Here is a 14,031-nt window from a genome sequence, read left to right as displayed (position 1 = left end):
TCGGATGCTGGGGCGGTGCCTAGTGCTTCGCGAGCTGCGTCAGGAACGTCTCGGCGAGGGCCTTGGAGGAGTACGGGTTCTGACCGGTGGTCAGCTTGCGGTCCACGACGACGTGCGAGTCCCAGATCGCCTCGGCCTTCTCGTAGCGGGCGCCGAGCCGGGTGAGCTCGACCTCCAGGATCAGCGGGAGCCGGCCGGCCATGTTGGTGACGAGCTCCTCGCTGTGCGAGAAGGCCGTCATCCGGTAGCCCTCGAAGGGCCAGTGGCCTTCGCCGTCGCGCAGGGCGAGCAGGGAGGTGTGGCCGTGGCACACGGTGGCGAGCGGCTTGTCCTGGGCGATCACCCAGCGCAGGATCTGCGCGAGTTCGTCGGACTTCGGCAGGTCGCCGATGGCGCCGTGACCGCCGCTGACGTAGACGCCGTCGTAGTCGGCGATGTCCTTCTCGGTCAGGGACTCCAGCGCGAGGGGGGCCTTCAGCTGGGGCGTGTCCCCGATGACCCGGACGTACTCGGCGGCGTTGGCCGCGTCCTCGTCCGGCGAGCCCTGCGGGCGGACCCACCGGAGGAACTGGGGATCGATGCTCGTCTGGTCGACGGTCGGAGCCCGGCCCCCGATCGTCGCCACGTCCACGGTGTGGCCGGCGGCCTTGAACAGGGTAAAGGGAACGACGAATTCCTCGGCCCAGAATCCCGAGGGGTGCTCTTCGCCGTCCAGCAGATGGAGCGTGGCCTTGGCCGTCATGACGACGAGAATCTTCATGATTCTCTCCTTGTTCTGGATTCGCTGCCGATTCAACACGGCCCCCGCAGGGGGCGTAAGGGGACGGCGTCAGGCCCGCGATACTTCGTCACGTGCGTCCAACGCCGAGATGATGGTGCGGAATTCACCGACCAGGGGGTGGTCGGGATGGGCTTCTGCGAATATGCGTTCTCCGTACAGCGCCGCCATTTCCGGTGAGTACGGAAGGATTCCGGCCAGGGGTGCGCAGTAGACCTCTTCGGTCCGCCGCCGGGCCCGGACGCGGTCGATGCCCTCGGGGGCCATGCTCAGCACCACGGTCCGCCGGCAGGCCAGGCGCCCCGCGAGGGCGATGGTCTCCTCGACCCCGGAGAGGTCGATCCGGTCGGCCCGGGCCATGATCATCAGTACGTCGGCGCTCGCCATGGCGGTGACCGACTCGTTGTTCAGCCCGGCGTGGGTGTCGAGGAGCAGGACGTCGAGGGCGTAGTGCCCGGCGAGCCGGTCGAACCCCTCCGGGAGCAGACCCACGTCGTAGCCGCTGGTCATGAGCTCGCGCAGGGCCGGGGTGCCGGTCCGGGCCGGTACGACGTACAGCCCGGGCGCGCCCGCCTGCTGGGCCGCGGCCTCGATCTCGCAGCGGCCGAGCAGGTAGTCGGCCAGGGAGGCGCCGGGGCCGAGCCGGAACAGCAGGTCCAGGGTGGGTGACTGGATGTCGGTGTCCACCAGTCCCACCCGGCGCCCCTCGGCGGCGATCAGCAGCGCGAGGTTCGCCAGCACCGAGGACTTGCCCGTCCCGCCGCGGTGCGAGTGCACCACGATGGTCCGGGTCACCTAGGCCACCACCTTGTGACCGGCACCGTCGGCGTACGGCCCCCGCGCCGCGCGTGGCCGGTGCAGGGCCAGCATGGTGACGTCGTCGTGCTGTTCGGCGGTGCCGGTGTGCTCGCGCACCGCCAGGTCCATCCGGTCGACCACGTCCTTGCCGCTCACCGGGGCGCCGGCGAGCAGTTCCAGCATCCGTTCGTCGCCGAGGAAGCTGCCGCTGGGGCAGCGGGCCTCGGGGACGCCGTCCGTGAAGGCGAAGAGGGTGTCGCCGTGGTCCAGTTGGGCGTAGCCCAGGGTGTACACGCAGTCGGGCAGGACCCCGACGGCCGGGCCGGTGACGTCCAGCGCGACGGGCTCGCTGCCGTCGGCGCGCAGCAGCAGCGGCGGGTTGTGGCCGCCGTTGATGTAGACGAGGCTGCCGGTCAGCGGGTCGAGCACGCCGAAGAACAGGGTGGCGAAGTAGCCCTGTCGCAGGTGGTTGCGGGTGAGGTAGCCGTTGGTGGCGGTGACCGCGTTGAGCAGCGGGGTGGCTCCGACCACCGGGATCCGCCGGCTGCCGCCCGCACGTCCGGCGACCAGGTGCTGGAGGCCGCTGTTCTCCGCGGTGTGCCGCAGCAGCGAGCGGATGAGCGCCATGAAGAGCGCCGCCCCGACCCCCTTGTCGCAGACGTCGGCGACGACGAACGCGAGCCGGCGGCCGCGGGAGATCTCGAAGACGTCGTAGAAGTCCCCCGCGACCTGGCGTGCGGGCCGGAAGCGGACGTCGATCTCCCAGCCGTCCGGGACGGGCAGCGATTCGGGCAGGAACCCGGCCTGGATCTCCCGGCCGATCTCCAGCTCCTTCTCGTAGCCCATGAGTTCGGCGCGGGCGTCGGCCTCCCGCAGGGTGCGGCCGAGTCCGGCGCGCTCCGAGCAGCTGAGCAGCCGGGCCCCGACGAGGGCGGGCAGGAAGGGGGGTACGAGGTAGTCGTGCCCGATCCTGACGTGTTCCTCCAGGGCGGCGAACTCGGTCACCGTCCAGACGACCACGATGGGGGCCCCGGCCCAGCGGCGCAGCCGGCGTACGGCCGCGCGTACATCCTCCCCGTCCGCCTCGGCGGGGGCGAGCAGGACGTCCGCGGCGGCCAGGTCCTCCAGCGGACCCGACAGCAGTTCGGCGAGGGTACGGGGGACGAGTACCGCATCCATCTCCCGTAGTGCGGTGAGCAGCTCGGGTGGCGGAGGCGGGAACTCGTCGAGGATGATCACGGTCGTGGAGGCCATGGGTCCGTCCCCTCAGCGTCTCTGATCGGCGCAGCGATCCCGCCGGTCGTCTTCGTGCCCCGGCGCCGGCCCGCGGCGCGTGTGAGCACGTCCCTCCGGACGCCGGTCGGCCCGAGCCCGTGCGGCCGTGTGCCGAGGAGGGTGCCCGACGTCGCCTGGGCGCCGGGCGTGCGTGCACATGTCGTTCCAAGGTCGCTACGCACGGTTACCCCCATGATGGGCCTTCACAGTCAGCGTGCTGATGTTGCGGCCGTCCCTGTGCGCATAGCTGAACTCGTCCACGCTGGTCAGTGCCAGATGGATGCCGAGGCCGCCGATCCGCCGGTCCTCGGGGGCGACCCCGGGGGCGGGCGGAAGGCGGCCTTCGACGGGATCGAAGGCGGGTGCGGCGTCTTCGATGGCGATCTGCACCCCGCCCGGGCCGGAGCGGCCGCGGACGGTGATCCGTCCGTCGCCGCCCCGGTACCCGTGCATCACGATGTTCGTGGCCAGCTCGTCCACGGCCAGCCGGAGCCGGTAGGCGGCGCCCTTGTCCAGGCCCGCCCGTCCGGCCAGCCGCAGGACGAACGAGGCGATCTCGCCCAGTGCCCCCACCGTCGCGGGCACCTCCAGTACGACGGGCGTCCTCGCCAGTTCGACCATGTCACTCACGGTGGTCACTCATCGGAGAGGAGGATGCTGCGGTCGAGCCCCGCCGTCCGGATGGTCCGGGACACGGGCTCGATGGCACCGACCACCTTGATGGTGACGTGGTTCGCGACCTTCTGCTGGGCGAAGACCAGGGAGCGGAGCCCGGCGCTGGCCATGTAGCCGACGCCGGCCATCCTGATCTCGACGGTGCTGGTGCCGTGTCCGGCGGCCTTCTCGATGGTCTGGTGGAAGTCCGGCGCGGTCTTGGCGTCCAGCTCGCCCGTCAGCTCGATCACGGTGGTGTCGCCCTCGATGCTCAGGGACACGGAAAGCGGCATGTCAGGTCTCCTTCGGTCACGGCATCTCGGGATCATTGGTACGGCCCACCAGGATCACGACCGACCGCGGGCCGATCAGGTACTTCCCGGCGTTGTCCAGTTCCTGCTCGGTGCCCGGGGTGCGGATGTCGTGCGGCGCCTCGGCCCCCGTGTCGGCGAACAGGTGCCAGCTCCGCCCGCCGGGCAGCGCGGGCAGTTCCAGGTCGTGGGACTCCCAGTGCGCGTTCATGGCGACGTACACCACGTCGTCGTCACCGGTGCCGCAGCGGGCCACCGCGAGCAGTCGGCTCTCGGCCGACCAGTCGGGCTGCCAGGCCCGCTCCCCGTGCCAGCTGATGTCCGGCAGGCCCAGGTTCTGGCGGACCTGTCCGGTGGGGTGCGAGGTGGAGCGCAGCTCCCGGTGGCGCCCCCGGAAGGCGATCATCTGCCGTGTGAAGCGGAGCAGTTCGGCGTTCTCCTCGACCTGGTCCCAGTCGAACCACGACAGCTCGTTGTCCTGGCAGTACGTGTTGTTGTTGCCCTGCTGGGTGCGCGCGACCTCGTCCCCGGCCAGCAGCATCGGGATGCCCTGGCTGGTGAAGAGGATCGCGAGGGCGTTCTTCATCTGGCGCAGCCGCAGCGCGCCCACCTCGGGGTCGTCGGTCGGCCCCTCGGCGCCGCAGTTCCAGCTGGCGTTGTCGTTGGCGCCGTCGTTGTTGTCCTCGCCGTTGGCCTGGTTGTGCTTGTCGTTGTAGGAGACCAGGTCGGCGAGGGTGAACCCGTCGTGCGCCGTCAGGAAGTTGACGGAGGCCGACGTCCCGCGGGTGGAGTAGAGGTCCGGCGAGCCGGCGATGCGGGTGGCCAGTTCACCGGTCACCCCGGGGTCGCCCTTGAGGAAGCTGCGCACGGTGTCGCGGTACTTGCCGTTCCACTCCGCCCAGCGGCCGTAGGCCGGGAAGTTGCCGACCTCGTAGAGGCCGCCCGCGTCCCAGGCCTCGGCGATGAGCTTGGTGTGCCGCAGGACGGGGTCGAAGGCGAGCAGTTCCAGCAGCGGCGGGTTGGGCAGCGGGGTGCCGTCCAGGTCCCGGCCGAGGATGGCCGCGAGGTCGAAGCGGAAGCCGTCGATGTGGTAGTCGGCGACCCAGTGCCGCAGGCAGTCGAGTACGTAGTTGCGCACGACGGGGTGGTTGCAGTTGACGGTGTTGCCCGTGCCGCTGAAGTTGAAGTAGTACCCCTCGGGCGTGAGCATGTAGTACGTGGCGTTGTCGAGCCCCTTGAAGGAGATCGTCGGCCCCTGCTCGTTGCCCTCCGCGGTGTGGTTGAAGACGACGTCGAGGATGACCTCGATGCCCGCGGCGTGCAGGTCCTTGATCAGGGTGCGGAACTCGTCGCCCTGCATCCCGTACCGTCCGGTGGCCGCGTAGCCGGCCTTCGGCGCGAAGAACGAGACGGTGTTGTAGCCCCAGTAGTCGAAGAGCTTCTCGCCGGTCTCCGGGTTGGAGCGCGGGTTGTCGCTCTCGTCGAACTCGAACACGGGGAGCAGCTCGATGCAGTTCACCCCGAGTTCCCTGAGGTACGGGATCTTCTCGCGCAGCCCCGCGAAGGTGCCGGGGGCGGTGACGCCCGAGGAGGGGTGCCGGGTGAAGCCGCGCACGTGGGTCTCGTAGACGACGAGGTCCTCGGCGGGGATGCCCAGTGGGGTGTCGTCGCCCCAGTCGAAGTCCTGCAGGCAAACCCGGGAGCGGTACTGGTAGCCGCGGCTGCGGTCCGGTTCCACGCCCCACACGTCGCGGCCGGCGATCAGCCGGGCGTACGGGTCGGAGAGCACCTGCCGGGCGTCGAAGCGGTGGCCGGTGACGGGATCGTAGGGGCCGTCGGCCCGGTACCCGTACTCGATGTTCTCGTGGTCGAGACCGAAGACGATCATGGAGAAGACGCTGCCGGTGCGGAATTCCTCGGGGAACTCCAGCTCGGCCGTCGGCTCGGGCTCTCCGCGCTTGTAGATGACCAGGGTCATGGAGGTGGCCTGGTCGGAGAAGACGGAGAAGCTGACCCCGCCGGGGACCACGTTGGCCCCGAAGGGGAACGGTTTGCCGGCGCGGACGCGGTACCCGCCCACCTCGTGGGTCGGGTACGCGTCGACGCGCAGGACCTGCTCGGACCGGGCCTCGCTCATCGCGCGGCCTTGGCCTTGGCCTTGGCCTTGGCCTTGGCGGCCGCGGCGGCCGCCTCGCCGGTCTCGAAGAAGTCGAGGAACCCGGTGGCCGACATGACGAACCGGACTTCCTCGCTCACCCCGTAGAGGGTCACGGCGACGCCGGCGTGCTGGGCCTCGCGGTAGACCACGAGCAGGGTGCGCAGGCCCGCGCTGGAGACGTAGCTGACCGCGGTGAGGTCGATCTTCAGCGGCCTGCCCTCGCGGACGAGCGGCAGCAGCGCCTCGAGCAGTGAGCCGGATGTCTCGCTGTTGATCTCACCGGTGGCGACGAGCACGGTGCCCGTCTTGTTCCGGCGTTCCTTGACGTTGAGAGTCATTGCATTCCCCTCTGTTTGGGGCGCCCCCCGTTGAGCGCTACTTCTTGGCCACTGGACGCAGCCGGACCTTGACCTTCACCCGCCCCTGGACATCGGGCAGCCGTACGGTGAGGGCTTCGGCGTCGAAGTCCGTGTACGGCTTCTCGTCGATCTCGACGGACGCGATCCGCACCGAGCCGGCCGGGAGCAGGTCGGGCGAGACGCGCAGGACGCGGTCGGGCAGGCCGGTCGGGTCCGGCTGGAAGTGGAAGTCCATCTCCCGGCCGTTGACGAGCAGGTTGTTGTAGACGGCGGCGAGGTAGCAGAGCTCCGCCGAGTGGTACATGGACATCGAGTGGCTGCCCTTGAGCCTCTCGGTGCCGAGCAGGTACGGCGTACCGCTGGCGAGCACGTTGAAGTAGACGGCGCCCTCGTCGTGGTCGAGGAAGAAGGTGTTGTAGAAGGACTGCGCCTGCCGGGCCTCGCGCAGGTTCGCCTCGCCGCCGACCGTGCCGTTCAGGATGAGGTAGGCGAGGATCGCCTGCTCCTGCTGCCACCAGGCCTTGCGGTCGTGCCAGGCGAAACGATACGTCTCCTCGTCCCCGGACGTGGTCCGCTCCACGACGTCGTACCAGCCGCCGCGCTGCACGTCGCTGCCGACGGCCGGCATGATCTCGCCGATCTTCCTGGCGAGCTCCTCGTACGCCGGCTTGGCCTTCAGCGAGTTCATCCGCATCAGGTTCCAGGCGATCTTCAGGTTGTGGCCGACCACCGCGCGGTTCTGCTGCCAGCTGTGCGCGGTGTCGTGCGACCAGTCGCGGAAGAACCGCTCCTGGACGAACGGGCTGTTCTTGTAGTCCGGGAACTTGTCCGCGATGGTGTCGAAGGTGTATTCGAGGAAGTCGGCGTACTTCTGGTCGCCCGTCGCCAGGTACAGGTTGATCAGGTACGCGGGCGCGTGATCGCCGACCGAGTTCCAGTTCTTGCGCTCGGCGTTCTCACCGAGCGACTCGTGGTCGGCGCTGAAGAGGATCGGGTCGATGTGCGAGTAGTAGCCGCCCTGCTCCGGGTCGAAGAAGAACTTGTCGAACAGCCGGATGGTGGCGTCCGCGTCGTTCTTGATCCGGACGTCACCGGTGACGCGGTACGTCTGGATCGGGCCGGCCAGCGCGTAGATCTGCTCGTACATCGGGATCGCGTCGTAGTCGTCGGAGAACTCCGAGGTGAACAGCTTGCGCTCGCTGTCCCCGTCGACGCTGATGCCGTGGTACCAGAAGACCACGTCCTCCTCGCTGTCCACGACCCGCATGTGCTTGCGCAGGTACTCGGTACCGCGCTCGGCGACCTCCAGGTACTCGTCCTTGCCGGTCAGCAGGTAGGCCGAGGCCATGCCGTAGACCAGCCGGGAGATGGTGTCGGTCTCCTGGACGTGGCTCGCGGTCTTGTCACCGCCGAGCCGGATCTCGGTGCGGTACTCGGTGAAGTCCACCGGCCCGTCGCCGAACTGCGCCCGCTTGTAGAAGTCGGCCAGCGACTCGATCTGCTTGATCCACCAGCTGGGCTCCTCGAAGCGGAAGTCCTCGGCGCCGCGGCCCAGGAACACCAGGCGCTTGGCGTCGAAGCGCCCGCCCTGCTCCGGGTAGTGGACCCCGTAGACGAAGAGGAACCGGCCGGGCGAGAGCATCTCGTCGATGTGCCCGGACGCGTCGATGTAGGGCTCGTCCAGGTTGCGGACCAGCTCGGCGCTGGGGTCACCGGCGAGCGAGACGTCGAACGCGCGCCCGTCGGAGGTCTTGAGACCCAGCACGCGCGAACCGGAGTCGAAGCGGGTGACGTATCCGGCGATGGTGTCGGAGAAGGAGAAGCTCACGGCGTCCGCCATGTCATGCCGTCCTTTGTTTGAGGGCTCGGTTCGCCTCCGGGGCGCTTGCAGCCGGGCTCACAGGTCCGTGCGTGCTCGAAAACGTTCGTTCCTCGCGTTTCCTCCGCGCGCTCGAACCTGTTCCCCCGGCGCGCCCCTTCGGATCACTCGCCGGAAGCGGGAATGTTGCGGTCGTCCTCGAAGCCCTGGCTGACCTCGACGATCACCCCGTCGGGATCGCGGACCCAGACGGTCCGCCAGCCGCAGATGAAGTCGTCGAAGTCCAGCGGCCCCAGGGTCACCTCGGCCGCGTCGCCCAGCTCCGCCAGGAACGCGTCCACGCTGTCGGTCTGAAAGGCCAGGTGACGCATCCGGCCGGGGGTCTGCGGCCCGTCTCCCCCCGCTACCGCTGTGGGGACCCCCAGCGCCTGCCGGGTCGGTTCGGCGCCGGCCGCGAAGAGCTCCAGGTACGCGTCCCCCTTGCGCAGGAACACGATCTGGGCCTCTCCGAGGTCGACCACCCTGGCCCGTGCGAAGCCGAAGTACCGGGTGTAGAACTCCTCGGTGGTCTTCTGGTCCGTGCAGTTCAGGCCCACGTGCGACCAGACCATCCGTCCCATCAGGCGGCCCCCCGGCCCCGCCCCGCCTGGGGGTACCCCCGGCGGTAGCCGGGGGAGATCAGTTCGATGATCCGGCGGGCGAAGAGGTGGTGGTGGGCGCCGGTGCGGCCGGTGACCAGGTCCCCGTCGACGACCACGTCCTCGTCGACGTACTCGGCACCCATGTTCCGCACGTCACCGATGAGATTGTTGTGGCACACCACCTTGCGACCGCGCACCTTGCCCGGGATCGAGGACGCCAGCCACATGCCGTGGCAGATGATCCCCTTGAGGACCGTCGGCTCCTCGAACGCCCGGCGCAGCAGTTCCGTCGCGGGCGCCAGCACGTCCACGTCCTCGGTGTAGCGCAGCCGGTCGGCCACCATGCCCGAGGGCACGATGATCGCCGCGTACCGGCGCAGCTCGTCGTCGCTCAGCCCCTCCAGGGACCGGCTGGCGGTGAAGGGCGCCCGGTACTCGTGGCCCGAGAAGGTGATCGAGTCGTTGCCCCACAGCCGGGTGAGGAAGTCGACCTCGGCGCCCTCCTCCGCGAACCGGTGCTGGTAGTAGAAGATCTCCGGCTCGTAGAAATCGCTCTCGACCAGGACCGCGATGCGGGTCCCGCTCAGCGCGCCCTCGCGCAGTACGGCGTCAGGCACGGGACACCCCCTTCAGGAAGTCCGCCGCGCGCTCGGCGATCATCGCGATGGCGGTGTGGCAGTTGCCCGACGGGACGGCGGGCATCACGCTCGCGTCGACGACGCGCAGGTTCCGTACGCCGTGCACCCGCAGCTCGGGGTCGACGACGGAGAGGTCGTCGATGCCCATCCGGCAGGAGCCCGTCTGGTGGTGGTAGCTCTCCGACTTCTGCTTCACGAAGGTGCGCAGGTCGTCGTCGGACACGGTGCCCGGCCCGGGCTGGAGTTCCTGCTTGTACCAGGGCGAGAAGGCGGAGGTCGCGAAGATCTCCCTTGCGGTCTTGACGCCCTGCACCATCCGCTCCAGGTCCCACCGGTCGCCCAGGTAGTTCGGGTTGATCAGCGGGTGGGCCAGCGGGTCGGCGCTGGCGAGCTTGATCCAGCCGCGCGAGACGGGCCGTACGACACCGGGCAGGATGGACACCGTGTTCGGGTGGTCCCGGCCGACGATCACGTCGAAGGGCACGTGGACGAAGGCGATCTGCAGGTCCGGCGCGGGCAGTCCCGGCCGGGAGGACAGGAACAGAGCGCTCTCCGACAGGTTCTGCGCCGGCGGCGGGAGCTCCTGGGTGACCTCGGCCATCAGCCCGGTCAGGACGTGGTTGTGGAAGTTCTCACCGACCCCGGGCAGGGCCGCGGTGACCTCGATGCCGTGTTCGCGCAGCTGGTGCGGGTGCCCGATGCCGGAGAGCAGCAGCAGCTTCGGGGACTCGATCGCCCCGGCGGCCACGATCACCTCCCGGCGGGCCCGTACGGTGTGCGGGCCGGGCGCGGCGGCGGCGCTGTGGCCGTCGCGGACGGTGCGGCCCGGGAATTCGGCCGGGGGCCGGAGCTGGACGTATTCGACGCCCGTGCAGGTGTCCCCGTCGAACAGCAGCCGGGTGCTCTGCGCGCTGGTGCGCAGGGTCAGGTTGGGGCGGCCGAGGGCGGGCTCCAGGTACGCGGCGAGGGTGCCCTGGCGGCGGCCGTCGGCCACGTCGATGTGGTGCCAGCCGGTGCCGAAGAGGCCGCGCCGGGGACCGTCGGTGTTGAAGTCGGCGATCTCCTGGTGCCCCAGCTCGACGGCCGCGTCGATGAAGGCGCGGGAGACCGGGTTGGGGCCGTGCTGCCCGGCGTTGGTGATGCGCTGCGGGCCGCGGGTGCCGGTGGTGGCGGCGGTGGCGTCCTCCTGGCCCTCCAGGAGGGCGAAGTACGGGAGCACGTCCTCGTACGCCCAGCCGGCCGCGCCCTGGTAGGCCCAGTTGTCGAAGTCCGAGGCGTGGCCCCGGATGTGCATCATGATGTAGAGGTTGCTGCTGCCGCCGGGGGCCTTGCCGCGCGGTTCGTAGGTGCGGCGGCCGCCCAGGCCGGGCTGCGGGGTGCTGGTGTAGCCCCAGTCCACGGGGCCGCCGAGCAGCTTGTACCAGGAGGACGGGTCGTCCACCTCGGGCGGGATCCGCGATCCGCCCGCCTCCAGGACCAGGACGGTGACGTCCGGGTCCTCGGAGAGGCGGCTCGCCAGCACGCTGCCCGCGGTGCCGGATCCCACGACGACGTAGTCGTACTCTTCGGTCTCGGACACTCCCACGAGATCTCCCCCTCAGCCCTGGCTCAGCACCTGGAAGGGGACGGTGTCGTGGTAGTTCGCCATGTAGGCGATCTTCCCGTCCACGATCCGGAAGAAGTTCATGACCTCGGCCTCGACGGACTCGCCCGAGGCGCTGACCGCGGTCAGGTGGGAGACGGCCGCGGCCTTCTCCCCGTCGACGAGGAAGTGCACGGGCTCGTTCCGGAAGACCCGGTACATGGTGCCCATGCCCTTCATCATCGAGCGCAGCGTTTCGAGGCCCTCGATGTGGCCGGCCAGCTGCTCGTCCATGACCTGGTCGTCGGCGAACAGGTCGCACCAGCGGTCCCAGTCCCCCGCGTTGGCGTACTCGTAGTACTTTCGCAGGACTTCGGTGTTCATCTCTCGCGCATCCATGACGTCGCTCATCCCTATCGGTCCCTGCGGGTTCCGTCCGGCGCGAACGGCGCCCAGAACTGGCTGAAGGCGGAGGCGGTGTCACCGAAGAGCCCGTCGCGGCCCTCGACGATCCGGCCGTCCCGCCACCGCATGAAGTGGAAGACCGGGTAGTCCATCCGCTCGTACGGGGACCGGCTGTCCTCGGCCGCGCCGGCCCGCAGGGCGACGTTGCGGCACACGTCGGCGGAACAGTCCTCGCCGACGAGCACCGCCTCCAGGTCCATCCGGAAGGTGCCGCCCGTGAGCTTGTGGGTCTGCCCCATCAGCTCCAGGAAGGCGTCCAGGCTCTCGTACCGGCCGGCGAGCGGGTGGTTGCCCGGTACCAGCCAGCTCAGGTCCTCGGAGTAGTACTCCAGGATGCGCGCCCGGTCGCCCGAACCCAGGGCGGCGTAGGCGGCCTTCACCCGCTCCCGTGTCACTTCGGTCATCGTGACGTCTCCTTGGCCGGCGTCAGAGGGAGCTGGAACCGGGCATCGGCGCCAGGTCGTTGACGGTGTACTGCTTGATCAGCGGTCCGTCGGGGCCGGCGACCACGGTCCAGGTCTGGTCGGCGTCGAAGCCCAGCCACTGGCTGCGCGCCGCCGGCGGGTCCCAGATCTTGGCCTGCCAGTTGACGAGGACCCGGACGACCGCCCGGTCGCCCTCAATGACGGGCTCCACCTTCGTGACCGTGTGCGCCTCGTCGAAGAACCGGTGGGTGACGGCCTCGTACCAGCGGCCGAAGCCCTCGTGGCCGAGGAAGGTGTCCTCGGGGACCTTGAACTCCAGGTCCTCGGTGATCAGGGCGAGCACCTCGTCCAGCCCTACGTGCCGGTCCAGCGCCACGTACCAGTCCTCGGCGAAACTGCGGATCGCGTCCTCGGTCAACTGCCTTTCGGCGGGCATGCGGTCTCCTCCCGTTCCGTGTGCTGCGTGACTGCTCTGGTCAGATCTGGATGTCGACGAGGAACGGACCGGGGTGGGCCAGCATCCGGCTCACCGCGGCCGCCGCCTCGTCCGGCTTCTCCACCCGCATCCCGCCGGCGCCGAGCGACCGGGCCAGCCCGGCGAAGTCGATCTCGGGGTGGGAGAGGTCGAAGGAGCCCGGGAATCCGTGCTCGGGGATGTCCCGCTCCCGCCAGTACTGGGCGATGTTGTCGTCCAGCAGCCGGTACTTGCGGTTGTTGCAGACCACGAACTTGGCGTCGATGCCGTGCCGGGCCGCCGTCCACAGCGCCTGGTAGGTGTACATCGAACCGCCGTCGCCCGCGAAGCCGACGACGAGCCGGTCCGGGCGGGCGAGCTTGGCGCCGACCGCGCCCGGGAAGCCCACGCCCAGCGAACCGCCCCGGGTTAGGTGGTAGTCGCCCGGACGCTCCGCCGGCAGGTACCTCGTGACCAGCGGGGAGGTGGTCAGCGCCTCGTCGAAGACGATCAGGTCCCCGCCGGTGCGCTCCGCCAGGGTCCGCAGGAAGACGGCCATCGGCGTGCCGTCGTCCGTCCGGGCCTGCGCCTGCGCGTCGCGGGCCCGCTCCCGGGTCCGTACGTCGAGCCGGGCGGCCGCGGCCGCACGCCGCTGCGGGGTCAGCCGGTGTTCCAGAGCGCCGGCCAGCGCGCGCAGTGCCTGCTTGGGGTCCGCGGCGAGGCCGAGGTCCACCGGGTGGTTCTTGGCGATCTCATAGGCGTTGAGGTCGATGTGGACGACTTTCGCGCCGTCCCGGAAGGGGCTCTCCAGCTCGGGGAACACCTCCGGGAAGACGTACGTGCCGACGATCAGCACCCCGTCGGCGTCCGCTACGAGGTCCGTGCTGTGCGGGCCGAACATGTGGCCCGTCTGGCCGCGCCGCAGCGGGTGCGAGGCCGCGATGTTGACCTCGGAGGAGTCGACCTCGTACACGTCGGCCCCGAGCAGCTCGGCGACCGCCGCCAGTTCGTGCTGCGCCCCGGAGAGCGAGACCCCGTCCCCGATGAGGACGACCGGCCGCTCGGCGGAGGCGAGCAGCTCGGCCGCCCGCCCCACCGAGGCCGGCGAGGGCGCCACGTCCGTGAGCGGCACCGTGGCGGGCAGGACGGGCTCGGAGTTGAGCTCGTCCAGCACGTCCATCGGCAGCGCCACGAACACGGGCCCGCGGGGCGGGGTGAGCGCGATCTTCACGGCCCGCCGGACGGTGCGGAGCACGGAGTGCCGGTCGGTGACCCGGGTCGCGTACTTCGTCACCGGCCTGGCCATCGCCACCAGGTCGGACGCCATCTGCGCGTCCATGGCGTCGTAGCGCACCCCGGCGTCACCGGCGACCACGACGAGCGGGGTGTGGCCGCGCAGCGACTGGTAGAGCATGCCGATGCCGTTGCCCAGCCCCACCCCGGAGTGCAGCTGGAGGAGCGCCGCGCCGCCGGTCGCCCGGGCGTAGCCGTCGGCGATACCGGCGGCCACGGTCTCCTGGAGGGCGAGGACGTAACGGAAGTCCTCCGCCGCGTCGACCGCGTCGAGGAATCCCTGTTCCACCGTCCCGGGATTTCCGAACATCACATTCAGGCCGTCGGCCTTGAACTGCTCGATCAGCCTTTCCCGTCCGGGAGTGGCTCCGGTGTTCATCG

At 70.0% G+C, this 14,031-nt stretch carries 15 protein-coding genes; all 15 read right to left on the bottom strand.

Annotated elements, in window-relative coordinates; translation table 11 throughout:
* Positions 1–19 precede the first annotated feature (19 nt).
* Positions 20–760, bottom strand: a complete 741-nt coding sequence (locus ACFCZ1_RS26325; protein WP_376680729.1) for a type 1 glutamine amidotransferase domain-containing protein — start codon at positions 758–760, stop codon at positions 20–22.
* A 69-nt stretch (positions 761–829) separates the two neighbouring features.
* Positions 830–1,573 carry an AAA family ATPase gene (locus tag ACFCZ1_RS26320; protein ID WP_376680728.1) on the bottom strand — a complete coding sequence of 248 codons (744 nt, stop codon included), beginning with the start codon at positions 1,571–1,573 and terminating at the stop codon, positions 830–832.
* Positions 1,574–2,830 carry a PP2C family protein-serine/threonine phosphatase gene (locus ACFCZ1_RS26315; protein ID WP_376680727.1) on the bottom strand — a complete coding sequence of 419 codons (1,257 nt, stop codon included), beginning with the start codon at positions 2,828–2,830 and terminating at the stop codon, positions 1,574–1,576.
* A gap of 195 nt (positions 2,831–3,025) precedes the next feature.
* A complete protein-coding gene (locus ACFCZ1_RS26310; protein ID WP_376680726.1) occupies positions 3,026–3,490 on the bottom strand; it encodes an ATP-binding protein in 465 nt (154 codons plus the stop codon).
* Positions 3,487–3,798: an STAS domain-containing protein gene (locus ACFCZ1_RS26305; protein ID WP_376680725.1), complete on the bottom strand. Its 312-nt coding sequence runs from the start codon at positions 3,796–3,798 to the stop codon at positions 3,487–3,489. The genes ACFCZ1_RS26310 and ACFCZ1_RS26305 overlap by 4 nt, the downstream gene beginning before the upstream one ends.
* A 16-nt stretch (positions 3,799–3,814) precedes the next feature.
* Positions 3,815–5,953: a glycogen debranching protein GlgX gene (gene glgX, locus ACFCZ1_RS26300; RefSeq protein WP_376680724.1), complete on the bottom strand. Its 2,139-nt coding sequence runs from the start codon at positions 5,951–5,953 to the stop codon at positions 3,815–3,817.
* Positions 5,950–6,312, bottom strand: coding sequence for an STAS domain-containing protein (locus ACFCZ1_RS26295; RefSeq protein WP_376680723.1), 363 nt, complete (start codon positions 6,310–6,312; stop codon positions 5,950–5,952). The genes glgX and ACFCZ1_RS26295 overlap by 4 nt, the downstream gene beginning before the upstream one ends.
* Before the next feature lie 37 nt (positions 6,313–6,349).
* Entirely contained in the window at positions 6,350–8,173 is a 1,824-nt protein-coding gene (locus ACFCZ1_RS26290; RefSeq protein WP_376680722.1) for an AGE family epimerase/isomerase, read from the bottom strand.
* 143 nt (positions 8,174–8,316) lie between these two features.
* On the bottom strand, positions 8,317–8,772 hold the full coding sequence (locus ACFCZ1_RS26285; protein ID WP_376680721.1) for a VOC family protein: 456 nt from the start codon (positions 8,770–8,772) through the stop codon (positions 8,317–8,319).
* Complete coding sequence (locus ACFCZ1_RS26280; RefSeq protein WP_376680720.1) at positions 8,772–9,410, bottom strand: DJ-1/PfpI family protein; 639 nt, start codon at positions 9,408–9,410, stop codon at positions 8,772–8,774. The genes ACFCZ1_RS26285 and ACFCZ1_RS26280 overlap by 1 nt, the downstream gene beginning before the upstream one ends.
* Complete coding sequence (locus ACFCZ1_RS26275) at positions 9,403–11,010, bottom strand: GMC family oxidoreductase (protein WP_376680719.1); 1,608 nt, start codon at positions 11,008–11,010, stop codon at positions 9,403–9,405. Before ACFCZ1_RS26275 ends, ACFCZ1_RS26280 begins: the two co-directional genes overlap by 8 nt.
* 18 nt (positions 11,011–11,028) lie before the next feature.
* Positions 11,029–11,397: a nuclear transport factor 2 family protein gene (locus tag ACFCZ1_RS26270; RefSeq protein WP_376680718.1), complete on the bottom strand. Its 369-nt coding sequence runs from the start codon at positions 11,395–11,397 to the stop codon at positions 11,029–11,031.
* A 29-nt stretch (positions 11,398–11,426) separates the two neighbouring features.
* Entirely contained in the window at positions 11,427–11,882 is a 456-nt protein-coding gene (locus ACFCZ1_RS26265) for a nuclear transport factor 2 family protein (RefSeq protein WP_376680717.1), read from the bottom strand.
* A 22-nt stretch (positions 11,883–11,904) separates the two neighbouring features.
* Positions 11,905–12,339, bottom strand: a complete 435-nt coding sequence (locus tag ACFCZ1_RS26260) for a nuclear transport factor 2 family protein (protein ID WP_376680716.1) — start codon at positions 12,337–12,339, stop codon at positions 11,905–11,907.
* A gap of 40 nt (positions 12,340–12,379) precedes the next feature.
* A complete protein-coding gene (locus ACFCZ1_RS26255; protein WP_376680715.1) occupies positions 12,380–14,029 on the bottom strand; it encodes a thiamine pyrophosphate-binding protein in 1,650 nt (549 codons plus the stop codon).
* Positions 14,030–14,031: the final 2 nt, after the last annotated feature.

Origin of the sequence: Streptomyces sp. NPDC056224, from assembly GCF_042267665.1 — a bacterium.
GTDB lineage: Bacteria > Actinomycetota > Actinomycetes > Streptomycetales > Streptomycetaceae > Streptomyces.
Note: the sequence above shows the minus strand (reverse complement) of the source record. Positions and strands in the feature narration are given on the sequence as shown.

Bases quoted from the DNA above. Each gene is read 5' to 3' on its own strand.
- ACFCZ1_RS26325 (WP_376680729.1), bottom strand. From the start codon at position 760: ATGAAGATTCTCGTCGTCATGACGGCCAAGGCCACGCTCCATCTGCTG.
- ACFCZ1_RS26315 (WP_376680727.1), bottom strand. From the start codon at position 2,830: ATGGCCTCCACGACCGTGATCATCCTCGACGAGTTCCCGCCTCCGCCA.
- ACFCZ1_RS26305 (WP_376680725.1), bottom strand. From the start codon at position 3,798: ATGCCGCTTTCCGTGTCCCTGAGCATCGAGGGCGACACCACCGTGATC.
- glgX (WP_376680724.1), bottom strand. From the start codon at position 5,953: ATGAGCGAGGCCCGGTCCGAGCAGGTCCTGCGCGTCGACGCGTACCCG.
- ACFCZ1_RS26295 (WP_376680723.1), bottom strand. From the start codon at position 6,312: ATGACTCTCAACGTCAAGGAACGCCGGAACAAGACGGGCACCGTGCTC.
- ACFCZ1_RS26290 (WP_376680722.1), bottom strand. From the start codon at position 8,173: ATGGCGGACGCCGTGAGCTTCTCCTTCTCCGACACCATCGCCGGATAC.
- ACFCZ1_RS26285 (WP_376680721.1), bottom strand. From the start codon at position 8,772: ATGGGACGGATGGTCTGGTCGCACGTGGGCCTGAACTGCACGGACCAG.
- ACFCZ1_RS26270 (WP_376680718.1), bottom strand. From the start codon at position 11,397: ATGAACACCGAAGTCCTGCGAAAGTACTACGAGTACGCCAACGCGGGG.
- ACFCZ1_RS26265 (WP_376680717.1), bottom strand. From the start codon at position 11,882: ATGACCGAAGTGACACGGGAGCGGGTGAAGGCCGCCTACGCCGCCCTG.
- ACFCZ1_RS26260 (WP_376680716.1), bottom strand. From the start codon at position 12,339: ATGCCCGCCGAAAGGCAGTTGACCGAGGACGCGATCCGCAGTTTCGCC.
- ACFCZ1_RS26255 (WP_376680715.1), bottom strand. From the start codon at position 14,029: ATGAACACCGGAGCCACTCCCGGACGGGAAAGGCTGATCGAGCAGTTC.